General features: G+C 48.8%; 22 protein-coding genes and 1 pseudogene. 11 read left to right on the plus strand and 12 right to left on the minus strand.

The features are described 5' to 3' along the window. The 4 genes and pseudogenes from BGO59_RS07660 (at nucleotide 1) to BGO59_RS07675 (ending at nucleotide 6,095) form a co-directional block, all read left to right on the plus strand. On the plus strand, nucleotides 1-2,451 hold the full coding sequence (locus BGO59_RS07660; RefSeq protein WP_293682842.1) for an OmpA family protein: 2,451 nt from the start codon (nucleotides 1-3) through the stop codon (nucleotides 2,449-2,451). Nucleotides 2,452-2,512: 61 nt separating this feature from the next. Continuing rightward, entirely contained in the window at nucleotides 2,513-3,319 is an 807-nt protein-coding gene (ispE, locus tag BGO59_RS07665; RefSeq protein WP_293682844.1) for a 4-(cytidine 5'-diphospho)-2-C-methyl-D-erythritol kinase, read from the plus strand. A gap of 54 nt (nucleotides 3,320-3,373) precedes the next feature. After that, nucleotides 3,374-3,982: a cytochrome c oxidase subunit 3 gene (locus BGO59_RS07670; protein ID WP_293682846.1), complete on the plus strand. Its 609-nt coding sequence runs from the start codon at nucleotides 3,374-3,376 to the stop codon at nucleotides 3,980-3,982. Nucleotides 3,983-4,250: 268 nt separating this feature from the next. Next, nucleotides 4,251-6,095, plus strand: a pseudogene (locus BGO59_RS07675) (M1 family metallopeptidase). 167 nt (nucleotides 6,096-6,262) lie between these two features. Here the strand turns inward: BGO59_RS07675 and BGO59_RS07680 are convergent. Further along, nucleotides 6,263-7,300 (minus strand): fatty acid desaturase, encoded by a 1,038-nt coding sequence (locus BGO59_RS07680; protein ID WP_293682848.1) that lies wholly within the window; start codon nucleotides 7,298-7,300, stop codon nucleotides 6,263-6,265. A 232-nt stretch (nucleotides 7,301-7,532) separates the two neighbouring features. Further along, the gene (locus BGO59_RS07685; protein ID WP_293682850.1) at nucleotides 7,533-8,225 is read right to left on the minus strand and encodes a porin family protein; all 693 of its coding nucleotides are present in this window, start codon (nucleotides 8,223-8,225) and stop codon (nucleotides 7,533-7,535) included. 276 nt (nucleotides 8,226-8,501) lie between these two features. Between BGO59_RS07685 and BGO59_RS07690 the strand changes: the two genes are divergently transcribed. The 4 genes from BGO59_RS07690 to BGO59_RS07705 all read left to right on the plus strand — a co-directional run bounded on the left by BGO59_RS07690 (nucleotide 8,502) and on the right by BGO59_RS07705 (nucleotide 13,252). Next, on the plus strand, nucleotides 8,502-9,314 hold the full coding sequence (locus BGO59_RS07690) for a 1-acyl-sn-glycerol-3-phosphate acyltransferase (RefSeq protein ID WP_293682852.1): 813 nt from the start codon (nucleotides 8,502-8,504) through the stop codon (nucleotides 9,312-9,314). 91 nt (nucleotides 9,315-9,405) lie between these two features. Beyond that, nucleotides 9,406-11,697: a HEAT repeat domain-containing protein gene (locus tag BGO59_RS07695; RefSeq protein ID WP_293682854.1), complete on the plus strand. Its 2,292-nt coding sequence runs from the start codon at nucleotides 9,406-9,408 to the stop codon at nucleotides 11,695-11,697. Between the two features lie 18 nt (nucleotides 11,698-11,715). Then, nucleotides 11,716-12,543: a formylglycine-generating enzyme family protein gene (locus BGO59_RS07700; RefSeq protein WP_293682856.1), complete on the plus strand. Its 828-nt coding sequence runs from the start codon at nucleotides 11,716-11,718 to the stop codon at nucleotides 12,541-12,543. A 13-nt stretch (nucleotides 12,544-12,556) separates the two neighbouring features. Then, nucleotides 12,557-13,252: a DUF1080 domain-containing protein gene (locus BGO59_RS07705; RefSeq protein WP_293682858.1), complete on the plus strand. Its 696-nt coding sequence runs from the start codon at nucleotides 12,557-12,559 to the stop codon at nucleotides 13,250-13,252. A 64-nt stretch (nucleotides 13,253-13,316) separates the two neighbouring features. On the opposite strand, the gene BGO59_RS07710 is transcribed toward BGO59_RS07705, so the two are convergent. From BGO59_RS07710 to BGO59_RS07725, 4 genes are all read right to left on the minus strand, one after another. Further along, nucleotides 13,317-14,738, minus strand: a complete 1,422-nt coding sequence (locus tag BGO59_RS07710; protein ID WP_293682860.1) for an inorganic phosphate transporter — start codon at nucleotides 14,736-14,738, stop codon at nucleotides 13,317-13,319. A gap of 216 nt (nucleotides 14,739-14,954) precedes the next feature. Next, nucleotides 14,955-15,998, minus strand: a complete 1,044-nt coding sequence (gene rlmN, locus BGO59_RS07715) for a 23S rRNA (adenine(2503)-C(2))-methyltransferase RlmN (RefSeq protein WP_293682862.1) — start codon at nucleotides 15,996-15,998, stop codon at nucleotides 14,955-14,957. A gap of 64 nt (nucleotides 15,999-16,062) precedes the next feature. Next, a complete protein-coding gene (locus BGO59_RS07720) occupies nucleotides 16,063-16,590 on the minus strand; it encodes a CvpA family protein (protein WP_293683141.1) in 528 nt (175 codons plus the stop codon). 101 nt (nucleotides 16,591-16,691) lie between these two features. Next, nucleotides 16,692-17,141, minus strand: coding sequence for a GatB/YqeY domain-containing protein (locus tag BGO59_RS07725; RefSeq protein ID WP_293682864.1), 450 nt, complete (start codon nucleotides 17,139-17,141; stop codon nucleotides 16,692-16,694). Between the two features lie 158 nt (nucleotides 17,142-17,299). Here BGO59_RS07725 and BGO59_RS07730 point away from each other — a divergent pair, with 158 nt between their 5' ends. Both BGO59_RS07730 and mnmH read left to right on the plus strand, forming a co-directional pair. Next, nucleotides 17,300-18,043: a pyridoxine 5'-phosphate synthase gene (locus BGO59_RS07730; RefSeq protein WP_293682866.1), complete on the plus strand. Its 744-nt coding sequence runs from the start codon at nucleotides 17,300-17,302 to the stop codon at nucleotides 18,041-18,043. A gap of 96 nt (nucleotides 18,044-18,139) precedes the next feature. After that, nucleotides 18,140-19,189 carry a tRNA 2-selenouridine(34) synthase MnmH gene (mnmH, locus tag BGO59_RS07735; protein WP_293682868.1) on the plus strand — a complete coding sequence of 350 codons (1,050 nt, stop codon included), beginning with the start codon at nucleotides 18,140-18,142 and terminating at the stop codon, nucleotides 19,187-19,189. On the opposite strand, the gene BGO59_RS07740 is transcribed toward mnmH, so the two are convergent. Both BGO59_RS07740 and BGO59_RS07745 read right to left on the minus strand, forming a co-directional pair. After that, entirely contained in the window at nucleotides 19,162-19,803 is a 642-nt protein-coding gene (locus tag BGO59_RS07740; RefSeq protein ID WP_293682870.1) for a Uma2 family endonuclease, read from the minus strand. The two genes, mnmH and BGO59_RS07740, sit on opposite strands and share 28 nt — an antisense overlap. Before the next feature lie 31 nt (nucleotides 19,804-19,834). Continuing rightward, nucleotides 19,835-20,437 carry a hypothetical protein gene (locus BGO59_RS07745; protein ID WP_293682872.1) on the minus strand — a complete coding sequence of 201 codons (603 nt, stop codon included), beginning with the start codon at nucleotides 20,435-20,437 and terminating at the stop codon, nucleotides 19,835-19,837. Nucleotides 20,438-20,607: 170 nt separating this feature from the next. Here BGO59_RS07745 and prfA point away from each other — a divergent pair, with 170 nt between their 5' ends. Beyond that, the gene (gene prfA / locus BGO59_RS07750) at nucleotides 20,608-21,681 is read left to right on the plus strand and encodes a peptide chain release factor 1 (protein WP_293682874.1); all 1,074 of its coding nucleotides are present in this window, start codon (nucleotides 20,608-20,610) and stop codon (nucleotides 21,679-21,681) included. A 119-nt stretch (nucleotides 21,682-21,800) separates the two neighbouring features. On the opposite strand, the gene BGO59_RS07755 is transcribed toward prfA, so the two are convergent. The 4 genes from BGO59_RS07755 to BGO59_RS07770 all read right to left on the minus strand — a co-directional run bounded on the left by BGO59_RS07755 (nucleotide 21,801) and on the right by BGO59_RS07770 (nucleotide 26,037). Beyond that, entirely contained in the window at nucleotides 21,801-22,289 is a 489-nt protein-coding gene (locus BGO59_RS07755) for a GtrA family protein (RefSeq protein WP_293682876.1), read from the minus strand. A 146-nt stretch (nucleotides 22,290-22,435) separates the two neighbouring features. Continuing rightward, a complete protein-coding gene (locus BGO59_RS07760; RefSeq protein WP_293682878.1) occupies nucleotides 22,436-23,194 on the minus strand; it encodes a succinate dehydrogenase/fumarate reductase iron-sulfur subunit in 759 nt (252 codons plus the stop codon). An 80-nt stretch (nucleotides 23,195-23,274) separates the two neighbouring features. Continuing rightward, entirely contained in the window at nucleotides 23,275-25,212 is a 1,938-nt protein-coding gene (locus BGO59_RS07765) for a fumarate reductase/succinate dehydrogenase flavoprotein subunit (RefSeq protein ID WP_293682880.1), read from the minus strand. Nucleotides 25,213-25,341: 129 nt separating this feature from the next. Then, the gene (locus tag BGO59_RS07770; RefSeq protein ID WP_293682882.1) at nucleotides 25,342-26,037 is read right to left on the minus strand and encodes a succinate dehydrogenase cytochrome b subunit; all 696 of its coding nucleotides are present in this window, start codon (nucleotides 26,035-26,037) and stop codon (nucleotides 25,342-25,344) included. Nucleotides 26,038-26,110: the final 73 nt, after the last annotated feature.

The raw sequence follows: 26,110 nt of genomic DNA on the forward strand, positions 1-26,110 counted from the left end.
ATGAGTAACAAGTGGATCGTATGGATCATAGGTGGGTTTCTGTGGCTAAGCAGTTTACAGGCTTGGGCACAGGTAGACTCGTTGCTGCAGCAGGCCGACCGTCTGCTCAGCTATAAGGCCTATGGCCGAGCTATTGAAGCCTACTCGCAGCTCTTGAACGAGCAGGCCGATCAGCTCACGCCCACGCAAAAAATAACTGTACAAAGCCAGCTGGCTTCTGCCTACCGCCAGGTTGGTGATGGCGCAAAAGCTGAGCGCTTTTACCGGGAAGCCTTAACCGCTAACCCTGAGCCTAACCCCCAATTACTTCTGCTTTTTGCCCAGACGCTGGTCGGTAATGGTAAGTTCCAGGAAGGGCAGAAAATGTTTGAGCGCTATGAACAACTCAAAGACAAACAACCACCCCGCGCAGCTATAACGGCTTCGACGGCAGGCAGTTCTTCGGCAAGTCCTCGTAAAGAGCCAGTTAAGTACCGACTGGAGTTTCTGGATTTCAACACATCGGGAGAAGAGTTCAGCCCGGCCTATTACCAGGATGGCCTCGTCTATGTGGCCGGTAAAAAGGGAGGGTCTGCCATCGAAACCACAGGCAGTGGTGGTGGAGCAGGCTACCTGGATCTCTTTTATTTACCCAATCGGAATAACCTGAAGGTGAGCAGCATTCTCAATGCCGACGGCACTACCAGCCGCCCTGTCACTACACCTGCCCGAGATGACCGCTCCGCCGGAAGCTACAGCCGTCAAACACCGAATGATTCGCCGACTATACCCAATTTTGGCCAGGGCATCAACATTTCAGAAGGGCTGGGCTACGCAGCCAATGCGAGTTCACAGAATGTTTCCAAACGCTTCAGCCAGACACTGAACACCAAATACCATGAAGGGCCAGCCACGTTCTCGCACGACGGCTCACAGATCATTTTTACCCGTAACAATTACAATAACGGTCGGGCCAGTAAGAGTTCGGAGGGGGTCAATAAGTTAAAACTGTACACGGCTGTTCAGGAAAATGGCGCCTGGACTGACATTGTCGAACTGCCGTTCAATAGTGATGAATACTCGGTGGGGCATCCGACCCTGAATAAGAGCGACGAACTGCTCTATTTCTCTTCGGATATGCCCGGTGGTTTTGGCGGAACCGACCTGTATGTAACGCGCTTCCAGAACGGAAAATGGAGTCGGCCTGTCAATCTGGGCAGTACCATTAACTCGAAAGGAAACGAATTATTTCCGTTTGCCGATGATGCTGGTAACCTCTACTTTGCTTCCGACGGCCGAAAGGGTTTGGGTGGACTGGATATTTATTATGCTACCTTAACCAATGGAATAACCGTCCAGTCGATTGAACATCTGGATGCACCCATCAATTCGCCACAGGACGATTTTGGCCTCATCACCGACGCTAATCGGAAGGCGGGTTATTTCAGTACAAACCGACGCGATGGTAGTGACGACATTTATCGGTTTGTCCGCGAAAGCTCTCTGTATGGATGCCGCGACCTGACCATCCGGTTATACGATACCTTTACTGACCAGCCTTTAGACAGCGTCAGTGTGCTGGTGAAGTCCAATGCAGATGGGCAACCCGACCAAACCCTGCTAAGTGACCAGAACGGCCTCGTTCGCATTTGCCTTCCCGGAAGTAATACATTTACCTTCAAAGCCAGCCGCGATGGGTATATCAACAGCACCGTTGGTTTCACAACTCGTTCATTAGTCGATGATCAGCCCAGCCGACTGGAAATCGGTTTACTGAAGCCAACCGTTCCGATCGATACCATTTCAGAAGCGCAATCGACACCGGCCCCTGCCCTTACCCGATCACGCATTCAGGGGACCGTTTTGGGCGACAATAACCGCAAGCCGCTCGCAGGGGTGAAAGTACGCCTTCGAAACGAATGTGATAATTCGATAAAAGAATACATAACCGGGGCCGACGGCCATTACTCGTTCGACATTAACGAGGGCTGCGATTATACGTTGATTGCCTCAAAGCCATCCTTTGGCACCAATACCAGTAAAATCAAAAAGATAGCCCCCAAGGCAAAGCCCAAGGAACTGTCGGCTGACCTGAAAATGCTGAGTGTGGGCGATGTGGTTACGATTGATAATATTTATTACGATCTCGATCAGTTCAGCCTTCGTCCTGCTGCCATGCGCGAACTGGATAAAGTTGTGGCTACCATGCGCAAATACCCGTCGCTGATCATCGAAATCCGGTCGCATACCGACAGCCGGGGCGATGCGGAGCGAAATAAAGCTCTGTCGCTGGAACGAGCCAAACAGGTTGCAGATTACCTGGTTTCAAAAGGCATTAGCCGTCGGCGAATGGCCACCCTGGGCATGGGCGAATCGCAGTTAGTCAATAACTGCACCGACGGTGTGATCTGTACCGAAGCCGAACACCAGCGAAATCGCCGAACCGAATTTAAAGTTGTCTCCATCAAGTAAATGATGAACTATAGCATCCTATTTTTACATCATCGTGTAAAAGCTTTAATTCATCCTTCATTTGATTGCGTTTCCAACCTGTAAAATCAACATTGGCCTTCGGATCACCGAAAAACGACCGGATGGCTATCATAATCTACAATCCTGTTTTTATCCCGTAACCTGGGGGGACATACTGGAAACTATTCCAGCTACCGATTTTAGATTCAGCAGCAGTGGCCTGCCTATTCCGGGTGATGGCCAAACTAATCTGTGCGTTCGGGCCTATAACCTACTGAAAGCCGATTTCGACCTACCTCCTGTGTCCATGCATTTACATAAGATTGTGCCTATTGGAGCGGGTTTAGGTGGGGGCTCGGCCGATGCAGCCTTCACACTGAAATTGCTGAATGACCAGTTTGCCCTCGGCTTAGGCATCGCCCAGTTGGAGGATTATGCCCGGACGTTGGGAAGTGACTGTGCCTTTTTTGTTCAGAATCGCCCCCTGTATTGCCTGGAGAAAGGTGATGTTTTCTCAGAGATTTCGGTTGATCTGACAGGGTATTACATCCTGCTCGTTTACCCCAATCTGGCTATCTCAACGGCCGAAGCGTATGCAGGAGTTCGACCACATCAACCCGAACTGTCGTTGTTCGAACAGTTACAGGCGCCAATCGATAACTGGCGCAATACCATTCATAACGATTTCGAAGACAGCCTATTTCCCAGGTATCCACGTTTAGCCGACATTAAACAACAACTGTATGAGGAAGGGGCTGTTTATGCGAGCATGAGCGGCTCTGGATCAACCGTATACGGCATCTTTAACGCGCCCATTACCACGCCAAACCAATTTCAGGCATACAGCGTTTGGTTAGGGAAATTATAAATCCCTTCCAATCGTTATTCCATTAACGAGTCCCGATTAACAACCTCTGTTACTATGAGCAACTTCGTGACCAAACGGCGTGAACCATCTCGTTTTATGGTCTGGCTGGGCATCGCCAGCAGTACGATGCTTTTTACCATGTTGCTGATTACCTATATCGTTCGTCAAACCGCATCAGACTGGGCTACCGTAAAACTACCCCTCGTCTTTTTGGTTAGTACCGGTGTTATCCTACTGAGCAGTTTAACACTTAACAATGCCAAACAGGCTTTCTGGCATGAACGATTTGGAAGTTACCGTACCAATCTGGCCACTACACTCGGGCTTGGTATTCTGTTTATTCTCCTCCAGGGCTGGGGCTGGCGCGATCTGTTCAGGGCCGGCATTCACCTGGAAGGCAACCCTGCCGGTAGCTTCATCTACATTATCTCCGGGCTGCATTTGCTGCATATCCTGGTTGGCCTGATCCTACTGGGGATAGTCCTGTGGGAAGCCTTACTCCGACGACCTTATGTCGATGCCTTTGTCTACAGTGTAAACCCACCCAATCGGCTCAAGCTCAAACTCATTGCTTTGTATTGGCATTTTGTTGATGTGCTCTGGCTGGGCCTATTCTTATTTTTACTTGTCCATCATGGCATCAACTGGGGGCTTCCCGTATAATAGTAGCTAATTGTAAGGCTTTATAGCGTTATTTGTAAGAGAATATGAATCAGAAAGTTGGTTCAGCTTTTGTAATCAACATCTGCCAATCGAAAAGTAAGTTTACTCAATTAATCGAGTTACGCATCTGAATTTCATGAGAAAAATCGCTCTTTGGGCAGGTATTTGGGCATTATGTGTCTCTTCCTTCGCCCAAACGTCTCCTTCGTCAACCTCCACACCGGGTTCCAAATATGACCCACTGGCTCTATTTCATCCGTTGTTCAACATGCAGCCGGGCAACGATTATCGAACCGGAAGTGGTGCTCCTGGACCCAACTACTGGCAAAATCGCTCAGATTACCAGATTAATGTTACACTCGATGATCAGCAGAATTCCATTACGGGCGAAGTAACGATCACGTATAAAAACAACTCGCCAGAGTCATGACGGTATTTGTGGCTCCAGCTGGACCAGAATGCGTTCAGCGACACCTCACGAGCCGCTAAAACGACCCCTGTTTCGGGGGGAAGATTTGGCAACCAGGGGTTTGCAGGTGGGTTAACGATCTCCAGTGTAAGCGTCGATCAGGGCAAAGGCAAGTTTTCGACCGTTCCTTATGTCATTACAGATACCCGCATGCAGGTTCGCCTGGCCGAGTCTGTAAAACCCAAAGGTGACGTTATAAAAGTAAAAATTGCCTACTCTTTTAAAATTCCGGAATACGGTTCGGACCGGATGGGGCAACTCAAGCGGAAAGATGGGATCATCTATGAAATCGCTCAGTGGTACCCGCGCATGTGCGTTTACGATGACATTGAAGGCTGGAACGTACTCCCTTACTTAGGCGCTGGTGAGTTCTACCTCGATTATGGCGATTATGAATACAGCATTACCGCTCCCTGGGATCATATCGTAGTTGGTTCCGGCGAACTACTGAATCCAAACGAAGTGCTGACGGCCGAACAGCAAAAACGACTGGAACAGGCTCGCAAAAGTGACCAGACCGTAATTATCCGTGGAAAAGATGAAGTAACAAACGCTAACTCCCGCCCGAAAAAATCGGGTACACTTACCTGGAAATTTCGGTGTGAAAATAGCCGCGACGTAGCCTGGGCTTCGTCACGCGCGTTTGTCTGGGATGCTGCCAGAATTAATCTCCCCAGTGGTAAAACCGCTCTCGCCCAATCGGTTTACCCCAACGAAAGTGCGACCAATGATTCGTGGAACCGCTCGACCGAATATGTAAAAGGCTGCGTTGAGTTTTACTCAAAATACCTTTATGAGTTCAGCTACCCCGTCGCTACAAACGTAGCCGGTATTGTAGGTGGAATGGAGTATCCGGGCATCATCTTCTGCGACCACCGCGATAAGAAAGACGCGCTCTGGGGCGTTACCGACCACGAATTTGGGCATAACTGGTTCCCGATGATTGTGGGTAATAACGAACGAAAATTCCCCTGGATGGACGAAGGCTTCAATACTTTTATCAACGGGCTGTCGACGGCCAACTTCAACAAGGGCGAGTACAACCGCGAACGGGGCACCATGCATGACCTGGCTCCCGCACTGGCCTTCCCAACTGAACCGATTATGACCATCCCCGATGTTCAGCAGCCCAGAGCGTTAGGCATTTTGGCTTACTACAAGCCGGGTATCGGCCTGAAACTCCTGCGCGATGTCATTCTTGGCCCCGACCGTTTTGATTTTGCCTTCAAAAATTACGTGCAGCGCTGGGCGTTCAAACACCCAACTCCCTATGATTTCTTCCGCAGTATCGAAGACGGTGCCGGTGAAGATCTGGGTTGGTTCTGGCGCGGCTTTTTCTACGAAACCTGGCGGCTCGATCAGAGTGTTAAAGACGTAAAATATGTGGATGGCAGCGCGGATAAAGGCTCGTTGATTACCATCGAAAACCTTGACAAAATGGCGATGCCCGCAACGATCGAGGTGACCGAAAGTAATGGCAAAAAAGGTCGAGTCAATTTACCAATCGAAGTCTGGCAACGCGGTGGTTCCTGGACGCTTAAATACAACTCGACATCGCCCATCAAAACCGTTGTGATTGACCCCGACGAAAAACTACCGGACATCAATCCCAAGAACAACACCTGGCGGGCCGAAGCGCAATAGCACTGATTAGGCTTCAATAAAAAAAGTCCTCGCTTTGGTAGCGAGGACTTTTTTTATTGAAGATAAGCCTGTTAAACCATTTGCCTGGAACCCATTTTTCAACTTATCTAAAATAGGCAAACAAGTTGGTTCATTGAACGCCTGCCCAGGTCAAACAAACACTAGGATCAGGCAGCCGTTTTAGCGGGTCTGTTCAACGCTTGTGACTCGATCAGTTCCAAATCCGGTTTCGATTGATCGGCAACCGTAACACGACCGCGTTCTTTACGCACAATCCGGGAGTAAAGCGAAATCTCCTGATCGAACAGGAAACGGAAGAACAACCGAACGTACGACGTATGGTATTTCAGCGTATCGTAATACTCAGGAGCTGACTTTTTGATCTCAGGCAGTCTATTCCAGGGGATAGACGGAAAATCGTGGTGCTCGTTATGGAAGCCAACGTTCAGGTTCAAGCCGTTCAATTGGCCGTAGTAACTGTAGGTTTCCTGCTCAGGATCGAGCGTCAGGTAATGCTCCTGAATCCAGCGGGCGCCCAGTGGGTGTAGCCCAACCGAGAAGAACAAACAAAGCAGCAGAAAAGCCAGTGCTTTCCAGCCAAAGAAGAAGACAATTACAGCATCGAACGCTATCTGTACGATAATATTGGCCGCTACCCATTTATCGATCACCGCGAGCTCGTGCATCCGAAGCGTACGAATGGCCTGGAAAATCGGAAAGAAAAGTAGCCAAAGCGCTTTACCAATGGAGTAATTGTTGATGAGTTTCGCTTCGTACCAATCGGGCAGATCGGCATCCAGTTCGTGTACACCCTGAAAGGCATGGTGTTTAATGTGAAAATTCTTGAACGACAAAGCCGTTGGTAATACCGTCGGCAGGTTCGCGAAAATAGCCGCCCAGGCATTGGCCCCTGGTTTGCGGAAAATTAAATTGTGGGCCGCTTCGTGAATACAAACGAATAAGGTGTGCGCCGGAAACGCGCCAATAAACCAGGCAGCCGCCACAACAATCCACCATGACTGATCGCGTACCAGCCAGGCCATGCCCACCATCATGCTTACACAGCCCAGAATAACCCAGAACGTGGCAGGGTTTTTCTGACCGATTAACTGTTTGATTTCAGGATGCGCTTTAAGAATTTGTCGGGTACGAATACGGTGCGGTTCAGTTGCGTTTGAACGAACAAAATCTGTGAATCTTGCCATAAATAAGGTGTCGCCAGAACAACAATGGCCGTGCGAGCGGCTCAGTGAAAAAATAGACAGTAAAATTAACACAATCTTAGCAGGCAATCCTACTTAGCGAATGGAAAATTGCCTGATTTTAATCAGATATTCCACCAAAATAAGAAAGGCGAAGCTGATTAGCTCCGCCTTTACTGATTCAGGTTGATTCAACAAATTCGTATAGTGGGTGGGATGGTGAATGGTGGACTGGTTAATAACCAATCGGGAATGAGTATCCGAGCGAAACCGCGACGCCACGGTTACGTACGTTGAGATTGACAACGGGAACCTGTATCTGACGGGTAAATCCCTGCGTGTAGCGGCCTTCGAAGAAGAACTTTCCGGGACCCGCATCCATCGCCAGCCCTAGGCCACCCACTGCGCCGACGTCCCAGCGGCTGAGTGAACCGCCATAGTTAACATCGATATCGTAGGGTTGCGTCGTAAATAAGGCAGAAGCTCGTGTACGAATTCGCCCGTCAACAGCGTAACTTACCGAAGGACCAACAATCAGGTAGGGCTGAACTGCACCATCGGTCAGGTTGATTTTTGCCAGCAGCGGAATCTCCAGGTGTTGCGACTGGTAGGCGATGGTGGCCCCAATCGGCAGATTAAATCCGCCCAGATTTAAATCTACCCCTTCTTTGATGGCTACCCCTTTCTGAACATAGGCAAACTCGGGCCGAAACGATACGCGATCACTCAGCGGAATATCCAGAAAGATAGCGCCAGTAGGGCCAACAGTGGGGTATAAATCGGGCAGTAAACTACCCATAAAATCGGGTTTAGAAGCAAACCCCCAGTTAGCACCGCCCCGAATTCCGACCTGAACCTGAGCAAAAGAAGATGGGATAACAATGAGGGTTAAGAGGGCAATGACACCGGCAAGCACAATTCGTTTCATGGTTCTGAAGGGAAAAAAATGTAAGTAAAAATGGATAAACCTGAAGTTGATTGTGTAGAGCGTCGGCTATAGGCAGTGGTTGTTTTTTAAGTACTTTCATGGGTTAGAGAGCCGTAAACTGAAAAGGATTAATCCCATGCAAAAAAAATTTATTGTCAGCGATTTTAATGATTCATGACGTTAGTGGTATACTGCTAATCAGGGCGTTGTATTTTTTCTTGAAAACATTGCAGCATCCTTTTAACTTTACTCGTTACCTATGACCCTATTACCGAAATGAAATACGTCAAGCCAACTAAATTCAGCTACCTACCGAAGTTTCTGATGCCGTTGGATATTCTTGGGCTATTTGACTGCGATCCGTTTGGCAGTTCGCTTCTGCTCAGGCGAATACTTATTTGCATTGTAGGCTGGCTAACCTATGCCCGTTATACCGTAGTGAACCGCATACAGATTGAAGGCACCGAAAATCTGGAAAATCTGCCCATCAATAACGTCCTGTTTCTTTCCAACCATCAGACCTACTTCGCCGATGTCATCGCGTTCTTTCATATTTTCTGTGCTGTAAAATGGGGGTTTCAGAATACCATCGTTCCGCCCATGTATCTGTTTGGCCCCAGAGCGCGCCAGTATTATGTAGCCGCATCAGAAACCATGAAGAAGGGCTTCGTTCCGCGTGTTTTTTCGGCTATTGGTGCCTTAACCATCGAACGTTCCTGGCGGGCAGAAGGGCGAGAAGTTCAACGGAGCGTAGATACCTCTGCCAATGATAAAATCGCGAATGCGCTGGCTCACGGCTGGGTGGTTAGCTTTCCGCAGGGTACCACAACGCCCTACGCGCCCATTCGCAAAGGCACCGGCCACCTGATCAAAAACAATGAGCCTATCGTAATACCCGTTGTTATCAATGGTTTTCGTCGGGCATTCGACAAGAAGGGGCTACGTTTTAAAAAACGAAATACCTTGTTGACCGTCCAATTTAAACCGCCCCTTCCCTACAGCCCGGAAGATACCGTCGATGATCTTGTGGCCCGAGTCCGCCATGCCATTGAACAGGATGCCCCTGAATGGGCCCAGGAACAACGCTAAGTTACGCGGACAGACATCCTGTCTGCATAGTTGAGTACAACTTAGCTTAATAATACCTCGGACAAGATGTCCATATTACCCCGACCTAACTATGAAATCGTTCCTATTACCAGCTCTTTTTGTTTCGCTCATTATCATCGCATTTGGTTGTAATAAAACATCTACAACCACTTCTAAAAGCGATTTTACCAGAGTTGTGCTGGATACCAACCCGCCTATTGAACCGCTATCGCCCGAAGCGAGTATGGCAAAAATTCAGCTACCCCCAGGATTTCATGTCGAACTGGTCGCCAGTGAGCCTATGGTTCAAGAGCCCGTCGCAATTGCCTGGGATGGTAACGGACGCATGTATGTAGCCGAAATGAACACCTACATGAAAGACGCCAATGGCACAGGTGAATATGCACCTACCAGTCGGATCAAACGGTTGGAGGATACAGATGGCGATGGGAAAATGGATAAGTCGACCGTTTTCATCGATAGTCTTGTTTTACCCAGGACCATCCTGCCTGTAGGTGATCAATTGCTGGTCGGTATTACCAATATTCAGCACATCTGGAGTTATCGGGATACAAATGGTGATGGGAAAGCCGACGAGAAAAAAATCGTTTTCCGAAACGACGTCATCGACTCCCGGAATCTGGAGCATCAGAATGGTGGCCTGATCTGGAATCTGGACAACTGGATTTATCCCACCCGCGACAACCTCCGGTACAAATACAAAGCCGGAAAACTCATTGCCGATACGCTGGTCGACAACATGATTGGCCAGTGGGGTATGACGACGGACAATTACGGTCGCCTGTTTTATTCCGAAGCCGGACCAGGGCTACCAGCTGTACAGATTCAGCAAAACCCGGCGTATGGGGCATTAAACTTTGCCGATCAATATACCGAAGATTTCACCAAACCCTGGCCTATTATTGGGAATGTGGATGCCCAGGGTGGTCGGGAAGCCCTCCGAAAAGAAGATAATACGCTGAACAAATACACGGCCGGTTGCGGGCAATCCATTTTCCGGGGCGACCGACTGCCCACCGATATGCAGGGCGATTACTTCATTCCGGAACCTGTCGGCCGGATCATCAAGCGAGGAAAAGTTGTTAACCGCAACGGCAAAATCTATATCGAAGACGCCTATAAACAGAAAGACTGGCTGGCATCGGCCGATATGAATTTCCGACCCATCAACACCTACACGGGTCCCGATGGTTGCTTCTACATAGTGGATATGTATCACGGCATTATCCAGGAAAGCGAGTGGACCAAGCCGGGTTCGTATCTGGGCAAAGTCATTCAGGATAAAGGGCTTTATAAAAATCGGGGGATGGGCCGAATTTATCGCATAGTCCATGACGACTTCAAACGCGACACCCAAAAGCCTACTCTACTCGATGAGCCAAGTAGTAAACTGGTAACCTATCTGGATCATCCAAACGGCTGGTGGCGCGATAACGCCCAACTGCTTCTGGTTGTCAGAAATGATCAATCGGTTGTGCCAGCGTTACAACAAATCGCCACCGGACAGAAGGCATTCTTAGCTAAGGACCCAAGCGCCCTGGCCCGCATCCACGCCCTCTGGACTCTTGAAGGACTCGAAGCCATCGACAAGCCTACGCTGTTCAAAGCATTGACGGATACCGACGCGCAGGTTCGTAAAGCAGCCGTTTGGGTCAGTGAAGTTTATTTGACGAAGAAAGACCCAGAGGTGATTGAAAAACTGGCCGCCATGACCAGCGACCCAAGCCCCGACGTTCGTATCCAACTGGCTCTGTCGCTTCGGAGCCATTCGACTCCTCGTACAAAGGCGCTGGTGACCCAACTCCTGGCCGATAACCCTCAGAACGAACTGATGCAGTTCTCGTACAAGACCTTTACAGAAGCACAGAAAATGCTGCTGGCCGAACAGGAGCGTACCCGCAACCTAAGCCCTGCCGACCGGGCGCTGGTCACAAATGGCGCTACTATTTTCAAGCAACTATGTGCCACCTGTCACGGTCCCGACGGTAAAGGCATCGTAGTAGCCGGAAGTACCCAGATGCCAGCCCCTCCACTGGTGGGTTCACCACGGGTAAAAGGCGACAAAACGCTGGTTATCCAATTATTGCTCAATGGTATGAAAGGGCCGCTGGATGGCAAGACCTACCGGGATATAATGCCATCGATGGGTAGCAACGACGATAAATGGATTGCATCGGTGCTAAGTTATATTCGGAATAGCGGTAAACTGGGGAATAAAGCCTCTGTGGTAACACCCAAAGAAGTGGCCGAGGTACGTGCCACAACGCCCGTCATTGCCGGCGGTATGACTCAGCAGGAGTTGGAAATATTTAAGTTGGGCCGGGCCGAGCGGACAAACTGGAGCAAACCCGAAACGAAATAACCATCGTCACAGATTACTATGAAGATACTCATTATCAGTGGCATCCTTATTGGCCTTACGGCTCGGCTGGCCGCTCAACCCACTACCTTTACCAATACTATCGGCATGGATTTCGTGCGCATCCAGCCGGGGAGCATGGTCGTTGGTCGATTTCAGCCACCTTATCCCAGTCCGCCCCAATCAGAGGAAACGGCTAAAAAAAGCGGGGTTCAATGGACGAAGGCCGACTATCAGCTTGCCGAGAATCTAGTTAAACAAGACGCCCGGCCAGGATTTGACGTCAAGATCAGTAAGCCGTTCTACATCGGCAAATTTGAAGTAACGCAGGGGCAGTGGAAGCGTGTTATGGGAACGAATCCATCCACATTCCAGGGCGATCGCGTCAAAGACGATGCCGATCAGCATCCAGTGGAACAGGTTAGCTGGCAGGATACGCAAAAATTTCTCACCAAACTAAACGCGCTCGACAAAGAGCACCACTACCGATTACCCACCGAATTCGAATGGGAATATGCCGCCCGTGCTGGAGCTGATGACGACATCTCCTGGAAAGCAATCTGGGCATCAGCGCAGATGGGTTCACCCACGACGGCTAAAGTAGGCCAGAAAACGCCCAACGCCTGGGGTTTATACGATACACTAGGTAACGTTTGGGAATGGGTACAGGACTACTACAATGGAAAAACCTTTGCCGATCCAACCCCTACGCGTTCAGGTACGCAACACGTTCTGAAAGGAGCCTCATTTGTCGGTGATGTAAAAAATGCTACCTATATGACCCACGCTGCCGGCCCCGGTAATGGCTGGGATGTTGGTTTCCGGGTTGTCATGGAAGCAAAGCAATAATCTCACGTTCATCATGCGCTTGCAAACAATAACGCTCATTCTCTGCCTCTCATTGGCCGTTTGTCTGGCACACGCCCAGATCGGAAAAGTCCCGGCTGGCTTCACCCCTATTTTCAACGGGAAAGATCTGAAAGGATGGCATACCAGTCGGACATCGCATCAGGGCACAACGGGTAATTTTTACGTCGAAAATGGGGTTATCACCCTCAAACAATATCCATATGGCCAGGGTGGTATCTTGCTGACCGACAAAAAGTATGGCAACTATGAACTGTATCTGGAAGCCAAAATTGATTCGTTCTGCAATGGTGGTATCTTCCTTCGGTCAACGGAAAGTGGCATGGCCTATCAGGTTGAACTGGCGACTCCCGGCGGACTGGGCGATCTGTTGGGCGAACGAATGAGCGTCAGCAAAGGGGCTCAGGCTACCAACATTAGTAGAGTCTGGAAAGCAGGTGGCTGGAACTCGTTTCGTATTCGAATGGAGGGTGCCATTCCCCGCATTCGATTGTGGGTCAACGACGAGCTTATGTGGGATGTGACCGAACCCAAAAATGATTTTATTGCCGACGCTACAACAGGCATGATTGGCCTGCAATCGCACTGGTCTGCGGTGTATTCGGCAGCCGCCGAAGCGTTTAACATGGCGGGTTCCTGGAAACCCGGTGCTGCTCACCGCTTTCGCAACATCGCAATTAAAGAACTGTAACTGTAACGTGGGCGGAAGCCCGCGAGTTAAAAGAATTACTCGCGGGCTTCCGCCCACGTTACAGTTACAGCAACCAGCGGAAGAAAATATATAATGAAAAAGATAGCAGAACCGACACAGGCAGCGTAAGTACCCAGGCCAGCGCAATATTCCGGATGGTATCGGCCTGTAAGTTTTTAACCCCTTTGCTGGCCACCATGCTCCCGGCAATCCCCGACGACAGCACATGGGTAGTACTAACCGGGAGTTTCAGCCAGGAAGCAAATCCGATCATACTGGCGGCCACTAATTCGGCCGAAGCCCCCTGCGCATAGGTCAGGTGTTGTTTACCGATTTTCTCCCCTACCGTCACCACAATCCGTCGCCAGCCGATCATCGTTCCTAAACCCAGCGACAAGGCAATCATCAGAATAACCCAGAAAGGCGCATAGTCTGTAAACCGACGCAATCCACTTTCCTCGCCCAAACTCTTGTTCAGTACCGACATCTGAGCCGCGCTGACGTTAGCTCCTTCGTCGGCGGTAATCTTTTTCATGTTGCTATTAATCAGCAATAAGTCTTTCCGTACGTCCAGCCGCTTTTCATTCGGAATCTTATTATCGACCAACGGTCCATTGATGAGCTTGCTCAGCTCAGCCAATTCCGACCGGGTTTCAACCAGCCGTTCACGGTTGGCAGGCGAAAGCTGGCTGGAATCCAGGGTAGCAATTGTCTGCTCAATGCCGGTGATATTGGTTTGCATCAGCCGTGGATCAAGCTCCGATTTTATGGCAAAATGATAAGGTACAATGCCAATCAGAATCAGCATAATCAAGCCTACGCCTTTCTGACCATCGTTGCTACCGTGAAAGAAACTCACCAGCGAACACGTCAGAATCAGGACACCTCGAATCCAGGAAGGTGGTTCGGTATTTTTCTTTGGCTCTTTAAAAAGCTGATCTTTAACATCCTGCGACACAGATCGGCGCAAAACGAACATCAGCACAATAGCCAAACTGAAACCGAGTAATGGAGAAAGCAGCAGCGCTTCGCCCGTCTCGATCGCTTTATCCCAGTTGACAGCAGCACCGGTTTTATTTTCAGGGAGCGTAGAAAACGCTAAGCCAACACCCAGAATTGAGCCAATCAGCGTATGCGAGCTGGAACTGGGAATACCAAAATACCAGGTCCCAAGGTTCCAGATAATAGCACTCAGCAGCAGCGCCAGTACCATAGCCACACTATGATACACATTCTGATCGACCAGCAACTCGACGGGCAACAGGTTAACAATACCCATCGCTACACCAATACCGCCCAGCAACACACCCGTGAAATTGCAAATCCCGGACCACACGACCGCAACGGTCGGTTTTAGGGAATTGGTGTAAATAACCGTAGCAACGGCGTTGGCAGTATCGTGGAAACCATTGACAAATTCGAAGGCACAAGCAGCAAATAAGCTGATAAAAAGGAGGATAAAAACATCCGTTTCTAATCCAAACATAAATGGAGTATCTTCAGTAAGTAGGCTAACAGTGGGTCCGTAAGCCAATGATTGCCACAAAAGTACGTCAAACTGTCCAGAGCAATGTTAACAAATTGTTAAGTAGAGACGCCGTATATGAAGTCTCATGTGTGTCGGCCAGTCTATCCAACTCAACAGTAAATCACTCCACAAACCAACAAACCATCCGGTCATGAGACGCGAAGTATCGCGTCTCTACTTTTTACCGGCCAATTGGCCGCAGGCGGCATCAATATCTTTCCCCCGGCTTCGGCGGACATTGACCGTTACGCCTTTGGTATCCAAAAAGCCAGCAAACTTATCCAGCGTTTTTGGGTCCGTATTTTTGAAATTGGCTTCGGCAATTGGGTTGTATTCAATGATGTTCACTTTGGCAGGCACTCGTTTCGTGAACTTCCAAAGCTCGGTTGCATCCTGAATTGTATCGTTGAAGTTATAGAAGAGGATGTATTCGAATGTGATACGGGTGCCGGTTTTTTTGTAGAAATAACTCAATGCATCGCCCAAAGCCTGTAAGGTGTTGCTTTCATTAATGGGCATAATCTGGTCTCGCTTCTGATCATTAGCCGCGTGTAATGAGAGCGCCAGATTGAACTTTACTGCATCATCGCCCAGTTGTCGAATCATTTTGGCAATCCCAGCCGTCGATACCGTAATTCGTTTGGGCGACATGCCCAGACCGTCAGGCGATGTAATGCGATCAACCGATTCCAGTACGTTTTTGTAGTTGAGCAATGGTTCGCCCATACCCATATACACGATGTTCGAAAGCGGAACATCATAGTTCTCTTTGGCCTGTCGGTCAATCGCCACCACCTGGTCGTAGATTTCGGCCGCATCCAGATTGCGTTTGCGATCCATATAACCCGTTGCGCAGAACTTACACGTCAGCGAACACCCTACCTGACTCGATACGCAGGCTGTCATCCGGTCCACGTCATCGTTGCGAAGAGCCGGAATCAGTACACCCTCAACCAGATTGCCATCGAACAACCGAAACGATGACTTAATTGTACCGTCGCTGCTACGTTGCTCCTGATCGACCGTAAGCGGCCGGATTTCAAAGTGCGTTTTCAGCAACTCCCGCATCGGTAGCGACAGGTTTGTCATTTGATCAAACGACAATACCGATTTCTTCCAAAGCCATTCCTGAATCTGTTTGGCCCGAAATCCCTGCTCACCGTGTTGTGTCAGCCAGTCCTTAAGTTGAATCGTTGTTAGTTTGCGGATGTCCTGCATTTTTCAAAGAGTGAAAGAGCGAAAGAGTGAAAGAGTGAAAGAGCGGAGCAGAATAACCACTCTTTCACTCTTTCGCTCTTTCACTCTTTATGTTTTCAGCTCGCCATTTTTTCCCGGCTTCCAGGCCTTTGGGTACCCAGACAGCGGCTTTGTACATCACTTTGGGGGCAATGGGCCGTACATAGGGATATAGAAAGGCGTTTTCGGTATAACGCGGGGGTATGACGACGTTCATATAGCTGAACAACCAAAGGATAACACTAATTCCAAACACCCAGGTAAAAAGCCCTATGGTTGCTCCGGCTACGCTGTCGAATGTGCCGAGTAAGGTGTATTTCAGTGAGCGACGAAGCGCGAGGCCCAACTGATTGACCATCAATACCGTCGGAAAGAATATAACCGAGAAGCCCAGCAAGGGCAGTACTTTTCGGGCGAGTTCGCGGCTGATGTATGGACTCAGCAGGTCAATACCGAATGCCAGAAATTTAAGCCCAACAATCATAGCTACCACAAAGGCTATGATGGCCACAATTTCGACCAGCAACCCTTTGCGGTACCCATTAAAAGCCCCCCAGGCAAGGGGGATAAACATGAATAAGTCGAGCGAGTTCAAAGAGCGAAAGAGTGAATGGCGAAAGAGCGAAAAAGTCTGCGCGATTAATTCGCTCATTCACTCTCTCGCTCTTTCGCTCTTTAAGAAAGAAGTTGCTTCACCATGGCCGAAATGGCTTTCCCATCAGCCTGACCGGCAAGCTCTTTGGTCGCTACGCCCATCACTTTACCCATATCCGACGGGGCCGATGCTCCTACGCGAGCCATGATTGCCTGAAGCTTTTCTTTCAACTCATCTTCCGACAATTGTTTGGGCAGATAATGCTCGATAACGGCAATTTCGGCTTCTTCAACGGCCAGCAGATCAGCGCGATTTTGCTGCCGGTAAATATCGGCGGAATCCTTACGCTGTTTTACGGCCTTCGTTAAAATGCGGGTTTCTTCTTCGGGTTTAAGACCTCCGGTTTGGCCTTCTTTGGTTTCTTCGAGCAAAATCATTGACTTTACGGCCCGCAACGCACGAAGTTTATCCTGATCCTTGGCCAGCATGGCCTGCTTAATATCGGCGTCAATTTGTTGTTTCAGCGACATAATTAAAGAGCGAAAGAGTGAATGAGTGAAAGAGCGAACATGCTGAACTGAACCTTCACTTGATTGGCAAAGTTACAAATTTGTAATTCGTATTTCGCTCCGCTTCGGCAGACCGATTTCGCTCTTTCGCTCATTCACTCTTTCGCTCTTTACTAAATATGACTCGCTTATCCGTCAATATCAACAAAATAGCTACGCTGCGGAATGCCCGTGGAGGCAATAACCCAGATCTGGTTCAGGTTGCTCTCGATTGCGAACGCTTTGGGGGCCAGGGCATTACCGTTCATCCTCGGCCCGACGAACGACATATACGATATCAGGATGTGCTGGATCTGAAAGAGGTGGTGACGACTGAATTTAACATCGAAGGGAATCCCGACGGCCGTTTTGTCGAGTTAGTCAAACGTGTAAAACCCCATCAGGTAACGCTTGTACCCGATGCGCCGGATGCGATCACATCAAACGCAGGCTGGGACACCATCCGCTATGCCGACCACCTTCGCCAATTAATCGCCATTTTTAAAGAAGATAACATTCGTGTCTCCATTTTTGTGGATGCTGACGAGCGCATGGTCGAAGGGGCCAAAGCCGTTGGTACAGACCGAATTGAATTGTATACTGAACCGTATGCGGCCCACTACGCCGAAAATCGGGAAGCAGCCATTGCTCCTTTTATTAAAGCTGCTCAACGAGCCAATGAACTGGGACTGGGCCTCAATGCGGGGCACGATTTAAGTCTGGAAAACCTCCGTTATTTCAACGAACACATTCCCGGATTGCTGGAAGTTTCGATCGGTCATGCGCTGATCTGCGACGCTCTGTATTATGGCCTTGAAAATACGATCCAGATGTATCGTCGCTGTCTTTCTTCTGATCAGATCGCCGAAACGACCGGGATTTAGCTGATTTTGGATTTACAGGATTCAGGATTTCATTATCAGTTTCCTAATTTTTCAAACAGAATCAGCTTTAATCCAAAAATCAGCTAAATCCCGGTCATGGTTTATCAACTTTCTGTTGACGATTTTTTAGAGAAGGCGCAACGGCTCCCGGTTATCGATGTGCGCTCACCAGCTGAGTACGAACATGCTCACATTCCTGGGGCAGTTAGTATCCCTTTGTTCGATAACGGCGAACGGGCGCAGGTAGGCACCAAATATAAGCATGCCGGAAAAGATGCCGCCGTGTTGCTGGGCCTTACGATGGTAGGGCCAAAGCTGGCTGATTTCGTTGTACAATCTAAAAAACTTAATCCTGCCGCTAAAGAAGTACTGGTCCATTGCTGGCGGGGTGGTATGCGGAGCGGTTCGTTTGCCTGGTTGCTCGATACAGCTGGTATTAGGGCGTCGACGCTCGTGGGTGGCTATAAAGCTTACCGAAATGCTGTGCTGTCGTCGTTTGGTCAGCCGCTCAATCTGCTTATTCTGGGTGGCAAAACGGGGAGTGGTAAAACGGACATCCTGAAAGAACTAGCCCGGCAGGATGAACAAATCATTGACCTGGAAGCTCTGGCCAACCACAAAGGCTCATCGTATGGCGCTATCGGGCAGCATCCTCAACCGAGTAATGAGCAGTTCGAAAACCTCATTTTCAGGCAACTAAGCACATTAGACACATCGCGTCGTATTTGGCTGGAAGATGAAAGCCGCAGTCTGGGAAGTTGTTTTATCCCATTACTGCTCTGGCAGCAAATGCAACAGGCTACTACCGTTTTTGTCGATGTTCCGAAAGACAGACGTATCCATCGACTGGTCACTGAATATACGGGTATTGATCATAATCTGTTGGTGCAGGCAACCGAGCGAATTAAAAAACGGCTGGGCGGCAAAGCCACACAGGACGCACTTGATGCGCTTATCCGACAAGATTATGCCACCGTGGCAGATTTAACGCTGGCTTATTATGACAAGGCCTATACACACGCACTGGCTCAACGCGACCCGGCAAATGTTCATTCACTAGAAATGGATGAAGATAATCCGGTTAAGACAGCTCAACAGCTTATCCAGTGGGCCAATGGTCAACCTGCCAGGGGTGTTTTGCGGTAAATAGTGCGTAGAGGTAATTCCAACTGCCCCAGACGTACTACATCATCAATCAATCTATAGTCGGCGTCGAACCACTCGGTAGGCTTTTCGGCGCGTGAATAAATACGAACAAACAACTCTTCCTGGCTAACGAATAGAATGTGTTTCAGTGAGGGGATAAGTCGATACTGATCCAATTTGTCCGACTGGTCGTAAGCTTTGGTGCTTTTGGAAAGTACCTCAACCACAATTTCCGGATTTTTGATACGCACTTTCGACACGTTTCCACTGGGAAGAACCACATAGTCCGAAGGCCCTTTAATCACTGACAGATCAGCATTGAACTCGGCTTTCCCTTCTTCAACACAGATTTTCACATTACTGCCCAACACGCGATAATCAGGTTGATCATCAAGAAGAATAGTAAATAACGTAATCAGTTGGGCAACCAACTGTTCGTGTATATCAGTGGCCTGACTCATAGAAATAAGTTCACCGTACAAGTACTCAATGGCATAAGGAACTACGTCGGCCAGTTCCAGATATTCCTCCCAGGTGGCCGGAACACGAATGACTTCCGGCGCTTCGTCGCGCTCTAATAGCGTCATCGGAATTTTAGGGGCAACCGCTTCCATAGCAAGAGGAGATGAGTTCTTGTAAATATACTTATTTTTTAATTGAGGCACCCATTCGCCGGATTACTTCACGCTTCTGAAAACCAATGTGCCACACCGCAAACGGTACGTCCTGTTTACCAAAACAGGACTCGCAGATGGGGCTATCGGCAGGCACAGCCAGGTTGTACACAAACGAGGTATCCGACGTTTTCTGAATATTTGAAACAGGAGCTAGTTTCTGTTTGGCATTATAGAAATAAGCCGACAGAATCTCGCGCTCTTTCGCACTGATGTCTTTATCCTGAATATCGGCTGGCCCTAATAAGCGGATGTCCAGCACATAGCGTTCCGCAATCGCTTTGGTCCGGGGCATGTTTTTCAATTGACACAGTCTGGTTCGTTCGGCAGGGTCGGTTGTTTTCTGAAGCGCTGTAGTCAACTCTTTTTGTATGGTTGCACTTACTTTACCACCCAGATTATCAATCGTTTCAACCAGGTCGGCATCCGTAACCCGTTTAATTTTTGAATCGGCCATTTCCTGCTTCAACTCATTGGTATACTGCACTCGCTCAGGATTACAGGACAATAAAAAACTGATTGATAAACCCGATAAAACAACGATGCGAAACATGGTCAGAACGTACTTAAGCATTACATTTTCATTGTATTAGCACAACATACCTCTACTCGGCTTGGTTGCATACCATCAAAATAAGCCCAACTGCCGGAACGCCAGACCACCGGATTTTTGTAACTTTGTTTTTTATCCATTTGTCTTATTCGTTGCCATTCTTAATTAGATGGCAAGTAAAGGTATATATTATGCTCGAACAGCTGGAAGCCATTCGCGAACGCTTCGATGAAGTATCTCAGCAAATTGTACAGCCCGAAGTAGTTTCGGACCAGAAACGCTTCATGAAGCTGAGTAAAGAGTACAAAGATTTAGAAAAAATCGTCGTGCAGTACAAAGCGTACACCCAACTGCTCGAAGAAATTGAGAACGCCAAACAGATCATCTCCACGGAAAAGGACGAAGATTTCCGCGAATTGGCGAAAGCTGAACTGGACGAACTACTACCCCGCCGGGAAACGATGGAGGAAACACTCAAGGAGATGTTGATGCCGAAAGATCCCAACGATAGCAAAAATGTCATTCTTGAAATTCGGGGAGGCACTGGTGGCGATGAAGCCGCGATCTTTGCGGGTGATCTGTTCCGAATGTACCAGCGCTTCTGCGAAAAAATGGGCTGGCGTATGTCGTTGGTCGATTTTACAGAAGGCACGTCGGGTGGTTATAAAGAAATTGTGACCGAAATCGAGGGCGAAGATGTGTACGGTAAGCTAAAATTCGAGTCGGGTGTTCACCGGGTTCAGCGCGTACCAGCCACAGAAACACAGGGCCGCATTCATACGTCAGCGGCTAGTGTAGCCGTACTGCCCGAAGCCGAAGAGGTCGATGTGGAACTGAACATGAACGACATCCGTAAAGATACTTTCTGTTCGTCGGGAGCGGGTGGACAGTCGGTAAACACGACCTATTCAGCCGTTCGACTTACGCACATTCCCACAGGGCTGGTTGTCCAATGCCAGGATGAGCGCTCCCAGTTAAAGAACTTCGACAAAGCCCTGACGGTGTTGCGGTCACGGCTTTACGAGATCGAGTTGCAAAAACACAACGACGCCATTGCCTCGCAACGGAAAACGATGGTAGGTAGTGGCGACCGCTCTGATAAGATTCGTACCTACAACTACCCTCAGAGCCGTGTAACGGACCACCGCATTGGTATGACGGTTTATAACCTTCCATCGGTCATGGATGGTGATATTGGCGATTTCATCGAGCAGCTCCGCATCGCCGAAAACGCCGAACGACTCAAAGAAGGCGCTGCGGCATAAGCTACCGAATAAAATGAGAATCCCCCCGATGGGTTCATTTCTTTATAGAAAACCATAATATCTATAAAGAGATAAACCCATCGGGGGGATTCTCATTTTATCGAACGCTGCGCTATTAGTTACAGATTCAATAAGCTTTTCAGCCGTTCATAAAAACCTGTGTTCCGAAACGTAAACTGCTTGTGCAACACATAATTGCTAATAAAACTCAACCCCATACCAATAATCTGAGCTACTAGTTTATTCACATTTACTTCTTTTACCGAAAACGGAATCAGTACGGTTAGCGGCTCAAAATTATTGACCGAAAAATCATATAGAAAAGAGGCAACATATACTGTAATCAGGCAGGAGATAATCGAAACAAGTGTAAACTTAATGGCCTCCCGATTGGTCTGGGCCGAATTCCGGGCATTGAACGCAAACAATTTGGTCAGTAGAAAACCCACGAAAAAGGCGACAACATACCCAATCAACAAAGCCTCCCGGTAACTAATCTGAAACCACTCCTGCAATAAACTACCGGCAATCAACTGTAACGAAGCACCAATAGCGGCAACAATAAAATAAGCCAGTACATCCCGGCGGTTAAAAAGATCATTTGACATGTATTCTTTGAACAAACAAGTGACAAAACAAAGGCTTTTTAAGTAGGCCTCATTGTTCCGTTCACTTTTACGAAAATGACAACTTAAAAAAAATCCGGCCCTTCCCCATCGAGAAAGCACCGGATTTATCGAGATCGATAATCAAATTAACCCTGAACGTTATCAGAGGTCAGTTTAGCCCCTAGATACTCGCGGTTCAGCCGGGCAATATGGTCAAGCGAAATAGACTTCGGACACTCCACTGAGCAAGCCCCCGTAAACGAACAGGCTCCAAACCCTTCGGCATCCATTTGAGCAACCATCCGCTCGGCCCGTTCTTTATGTTCGGCCTTACCTTGTGGCAAAATAGCCAGTTGCGATACTTTCGCTGATACAAACAGCATAGCTGACGCATTTTTACAAGCCGCTACGCAAGCGCCACAACCGATACAGGCAGCCGCATCCATCGCTTCATCGGCAATGCTACGCGGAATCAGGATTTCGTTGGCGTCAGGCGCTGAACCCGTATTGACGGAAACATATCCGCCAGCCTGAATGATTCGGTCGAAAGCCAGTCGATCTACCATCAGGTCTTTAATAACGGGGAAAGCCCGCGCCCGCCAGGGCTCTACCACAATGGTATCGCCATCATTGAACGAACGCATGTGCAACTGGCAGGTAGTGGCTCCTGTTTGTGGGCCGTGGGGCCGTCCATTGATGTACATCGAGCACATACCACAGATTCCTTCCCGACAGTCGTGATCGAACACAACAGGCTCTTCACCTTTGCGAGTCAGCGAGTCGTTCAGTACGTCGAACATCTCCAGGAACGACATATCTTCCGATACGTTATCCAGTTGATATTCGACCAGTTTACCGGGTGTATTACTATTTTTTTGTCTCCAGACTTTGAGTGTAATTTTCATTGTCGATGGGTTTTCGGCTTATGGCATTCTGTTTACGATGAACATCAGCCATCGTAAACAGAATACTATAAACCCAGCATTTATTTATAACTACGCTGTGTCAGTTTTACGTTTTCAAATACCAGTGGTTCCTTATTCAGAATTTCAGGCTTACCTTCACCCTGATATTCCCAGGCAGCCACGTAGGCATAGTTTTCGTCGTCGCGAAGGGCTTCACCATCGGGGGTTTGGTATTCCTCGCGGAAGTGCCCGCCACACGATTCATTCCGGTTCAACGCATCATCGACCATCAGTTCGCCCAGTTCGATAAAGTCGGCAACGCGACCAGCCTGTTCGAGCGCCTGATTCATTTCATCGGCATCACCCAGCACTTTGGCATTTGTCCAGAACTCTTTCCGTAGCGCCTGAATTTTTTCTTTAGCAATTTTCAACCCTTCAGCCGTACGCGCCATACCGCAGTATTCCCACATGATATGGCCAAGTTCCTTATGCAAATCGTCGACTGGGCGACTACCTTTGAGCGACAGGAAGTGGTTAATCTGGTCCTGAATTTTCTTTTCAGCCTCTTTGAAAGCCGGAGCGTCGACAGGGATTTTATCACCTGGGCCAATTGTAGCCAGATAATCGCCGATGGTATACGGAATAACGAAATAGCCGTCGGCCAGCCCCTGCATCAGCGCCGAAGCACCTAGCCGGTTAGCGCCGTGGTCGGAGAAGTTGGCTTCACCTAACGCATACAGACCGGGGATGGTCGTCATCAGGTTATAATCGACCCACAAGCCGCCCATGGTGTAGTGAACAGCCGGATAAATCATCATCGGTGTTTCGTAAGGGTTCTCACCGGTGATTTTCTCATACATTTCGAAGAGGTTGCCATACTTGGCCTCGATGGTTTTATGGCCATCGCGCTTGATCGCATCGGCAAAATCCAGATACACGGCCAACCCTGTCTTCGATACGCCACGGCCTTCATCGCACATATTTTTCGCGTTCCGAGAAGCCACGTCACGGGGTACGAGGTTACCGAACGATGGGTATCGACGCTCCAGGAAGTAGTCGCGCTTATCCTCGGGCAGGTCTGTTGGTTTCAGCTGGCCTTTCCGAATCTTTTCAGCGTCTTCGACCGTTTTGGGAACCCAAACACGCCCGTCGTTCCGAAGTGATTCGGACATCAGCGTGAGCTTGGACTGGTAGTGGCCCGATACAGGAATACAGGTCGGGTGAATTTGCGTAAAACAGGGGTTGCCAAACAGAGCGCCTTTTTTGTGTGCACGCCAGGCAGCTGTTACGTTAGACCCCATCGCATTAGTCGACAGGTAGAACACGTTACCGTATCCACCCGTACAAAGCAGAACAGCATGTCCTGCGTGCGATTCAATTTTGCCGGTTACCAGGTTGCGTACCACAATACCCCGCGCTTTGCCTCCTTCCACAACGAGGTCGAGCATTTCTGTACGGGTATAAAGTTTTACTTTCCCGTTAGCAACCTGACGACTCAGCGCCGAATAGGCGCCTAACAGTAGTTGCTGCCCCGTCTGACCGCGTGCGTAGAAGGTTCGGGATACCTGAGCGCCCCCAAATGAACGGTTTGCCAGCACCCCGCCGTACTCGCGGGCAAACGGTACACCCTGAGCCACACATTGGTCAATGATATTGACACTTACTTCGGCCAGTCGGTGAACGTTTCCTTCACGAGCGCGGTAATCTCCCCCTTTGATGGTATCGTAGAACAACCGGAAAACACTGTCGCCGTCGTTTTGGTAATTTTTAGCAGCGTTAATCCCTCCCTGTGCTGCAATCGAGTGCGCCCGACGTGGGCTGTCCTGGAAGCAGAACGCTTTTACATTATACCCTAACTCAGCTAGCGAAGCGGCAGCTGATGCTCCCGCCAAACCTGTACCAACTACAATGATATCGTATTTCCGCTTGTTAGCCGGGTTAACCAGTTTCAGCGAAAACTTATGCCGTGCCCATTTCTCGGCTAAAGGGCCTTCGGGGATTTTAGATTCCAGTTTCATGCTTTAAAGAGCGAAAGACTGAAAGAGCGAAAGAGCGAAATCGGACCGCCGAAGCAGAGTAATCCGCAATTAAAGAAGTGAATTTCTGACGCTGGTCATTCGTCATTCACTCTTTCGCTCTTTCACTCTTTAAATTATATTGTGAACCTGTAAATACACATAAATTGGCATGGCTGCGAAAGCCGCCGGAATGATAATGGCAAAAAAGTACTTACCCAAAAACTCAATGACTGGGGTGTATTTTTTATGCCGGATACCCAAGGTCTGGAATCCACTCTGGAAACCATGCCACAGGTGATAGCCAATAGCCACCATGCAGATTACATAAAGCACAACGTACCATAACTCACCAAACGCTACCTGCACTACCGCATACAAATCCTTATACTCCTTTCCATCATATTCCGCCATAGGCACTGATCCGAAATGCATTTCGTACCAGAATGTCCGCATGTGAATAACAATGAACAGCAGCAAAATGGTCCCCAGAATACCCATATTTCGCGAAGCCCAGTCGCTGTTTGCTTCAGGCTTGCTATAGGCATATTTGATGGGGCGAGACGCCTGATTATGACGCGTCAGGACAAAAGCCATCAGCGCATGAACCAGAATCGACGTGTAGAGGAGGTAGGAGATGGTGATAATAAGCGGGTTATGGGTCATGAAGTAGGTATACTCATTGAAAGCCCGACCGCCATCGCCTTTAAACAACTGGAGATTTCCAGCCATATGTACAATCAGAAATGAACTTAGAAACAGTCCCGTCAGCGACATGATAACCTTTCGACCGAGGGAGCTGGATAGCGTTTGTGTTACCCAAGCCATAGGATGAACGACACGAAAAATTTAGTGGTAAACAATTGAAAAAAAGCCGGTTTGAATGGCGCATCAAAACTAA

Source organism: Spirosoma sp. 48-14 (assembly GCF_001898575.1).
Taxonomy (GTDB): Bacteria; Bacteroidota; Bacteroidia; order Cytophagales; family Spirosomataceae; genus Spirosoma.

What these genes read in the sequence shown, in the direction of transcription:
- BGO59_RS07660 (WP_293682842.1), top strand. Translation starts at nt 1, where the DNA reads ATGAGTAACAAGTGGATCGTATGGATCATAGGTGGGTTTCTGTGGCTA.
- BGO59_RS07670 (WP_293682846.1), top strand. Translation starts at nt 3,374, where the DNA reads ATGAGCAACTTCGTGACCAAACGGCGTGAACCATCTCGTTTTATGGTC.
- BGO59_RS07680 (WP_293682848.1), bottom strand. Translation starts at nt 7,300, where the DNA reads ATGGCAAGATTCACAGATTTTGTTCGTTCAAACGCAACTGAACCGCAC.
- BGO59_RS07685 (WP_293682850.1), bottom strand. Translation starts at nt 8,225, where the DNA reads ATGAAACGAATTGTGCTTGCCGGTGTCATTGCCCTCTTAACCCTCATT.
- BGO59_RS07690 (WP_293682852.1), top strand. Translation starts at nt 8,502, where the DNA reads ATGAAATACGTCAAGCCAACTAAATTCAGCTACCTACCGAAGTTTCTG.
- BGO59_RS07695 (WP_293682854.1), top strand. Translation starts at nt 9,406, where the DNA reads ATGAAATCGTTCCTATTACCAGCTCTTTTTGTTTCGCTCATTATCATC.
- BGO59_RS07700 (WP_293682856.1), top strand. Translation starts at nt 11,716, where the DNA reads ATGAAGATACTCATTATCAGTGGCATCCTTATTGGCCTTACGGCTCGG.
- BGO59_RS07705 (WP_293682858.1), top strand. Translation starts at nt 12,557, where the DNA reads ATGCGCTTGCAAACAATAACGCTCATTCTCTGCCTCTCATTGGCCGTT.
- BGO59_RS07710 (WP_293682860.1), bottom strand. Translation starts at nt 14,738, where the DNA reads ATGTTTGGATTAGAAACGGATGTTTTTATCCTCCTTTTTATCAGCTTA.
- rlmN (WP_293682862.1), bottom strand. Translation starts at nt 15,998, where the DNA reads ATGCAGGACATCCGCAAACTAACAACGATTCAACTTAAGGACTGGCTG.
- BGO59_RS07720 (WP_293683141.1), bottom strand. Translation starts at nt 16,590, where the DNA reads ATGTTTATCCCCCTTGCCTGGGGGGCTTTTAATGGGTACCGCAAAGGG.
- BGO59_RS07725 (WP_293682864.1), bottom strand. Translation starts at nt 17,141, where the DNA reads ATGTCGCTGAAACAACAAATTGACGCCGATATTAAGCAGGCCATGCTG.
- BGO59_RS07730 (WP_293682866.1), top strand. Translation starts at nt 17,300, where the DNA reads ATGACTCGCTTATCCGTCAATATCAACAAAATAGCTACGCTGCGGAAT.
- mnmH (WP_293682868.1), top strand. Translation starts at nt 18,140, where the DNA reads ATGGTTTATCAACTTTCTGTTGACGATTTTTTAGAGAAGGCGCAACGG.
- BGO59_RS07740 (WP_293682870.1), bottom strand. Translation starts at nt 19,803, where the DNA reads ATGGAAGCGGTTGCCCCTAAAATTCCGATGACGCTATTAGAGCGCGAC.
- BGO59_RS07745 (WP_293682872.1), bottom strand. Translation starts at nt 20,437, where the DNA reads ATGCTTAAGTACGTTCTGACCATGTTTCGCATCGTTGTTTTATCGGGT.
- prfA (WP_293682874.1), top strand. Translation starts at nt 20,608, where the DNA reads ATGCTCGAACAGCTGGAAGCCATTCGCGAACGCTTCGATGAAGTATCT.
- BGO59_RS07755 (WP_293682876.1), bottom strand. Translation starts at nt 22,289, where the DNA reads ATGTCAAATGATCTTTTTAACCGCCGGGATGTACTGGCTTATTTTATT.
- BGO59_RS07760 (WP_293682878.1), bottom strand. Translation starts at nt 23,194, where the DNA reads ATGAAAATTACACTCAAAGTCTGGAGACAAAAAAATAGTAATACACCC.
- BGO59_RS07765 (WP_293682880.1), bottom strand. Translation starts at nt 25,212, where the DNA reads ATGAAACTGGAATCTAAAATCCCCGAAGGCCCTTTAGCCGAGAAATGG.
- BGO59_RS07770 (WP_293682882.1), bottom strand. Translation starts at nt 26,037, where the DNA reads ATGGCTTGGGTAACACAAACGCTATCCAGCTCCCTCGGTCGAAAGGTT.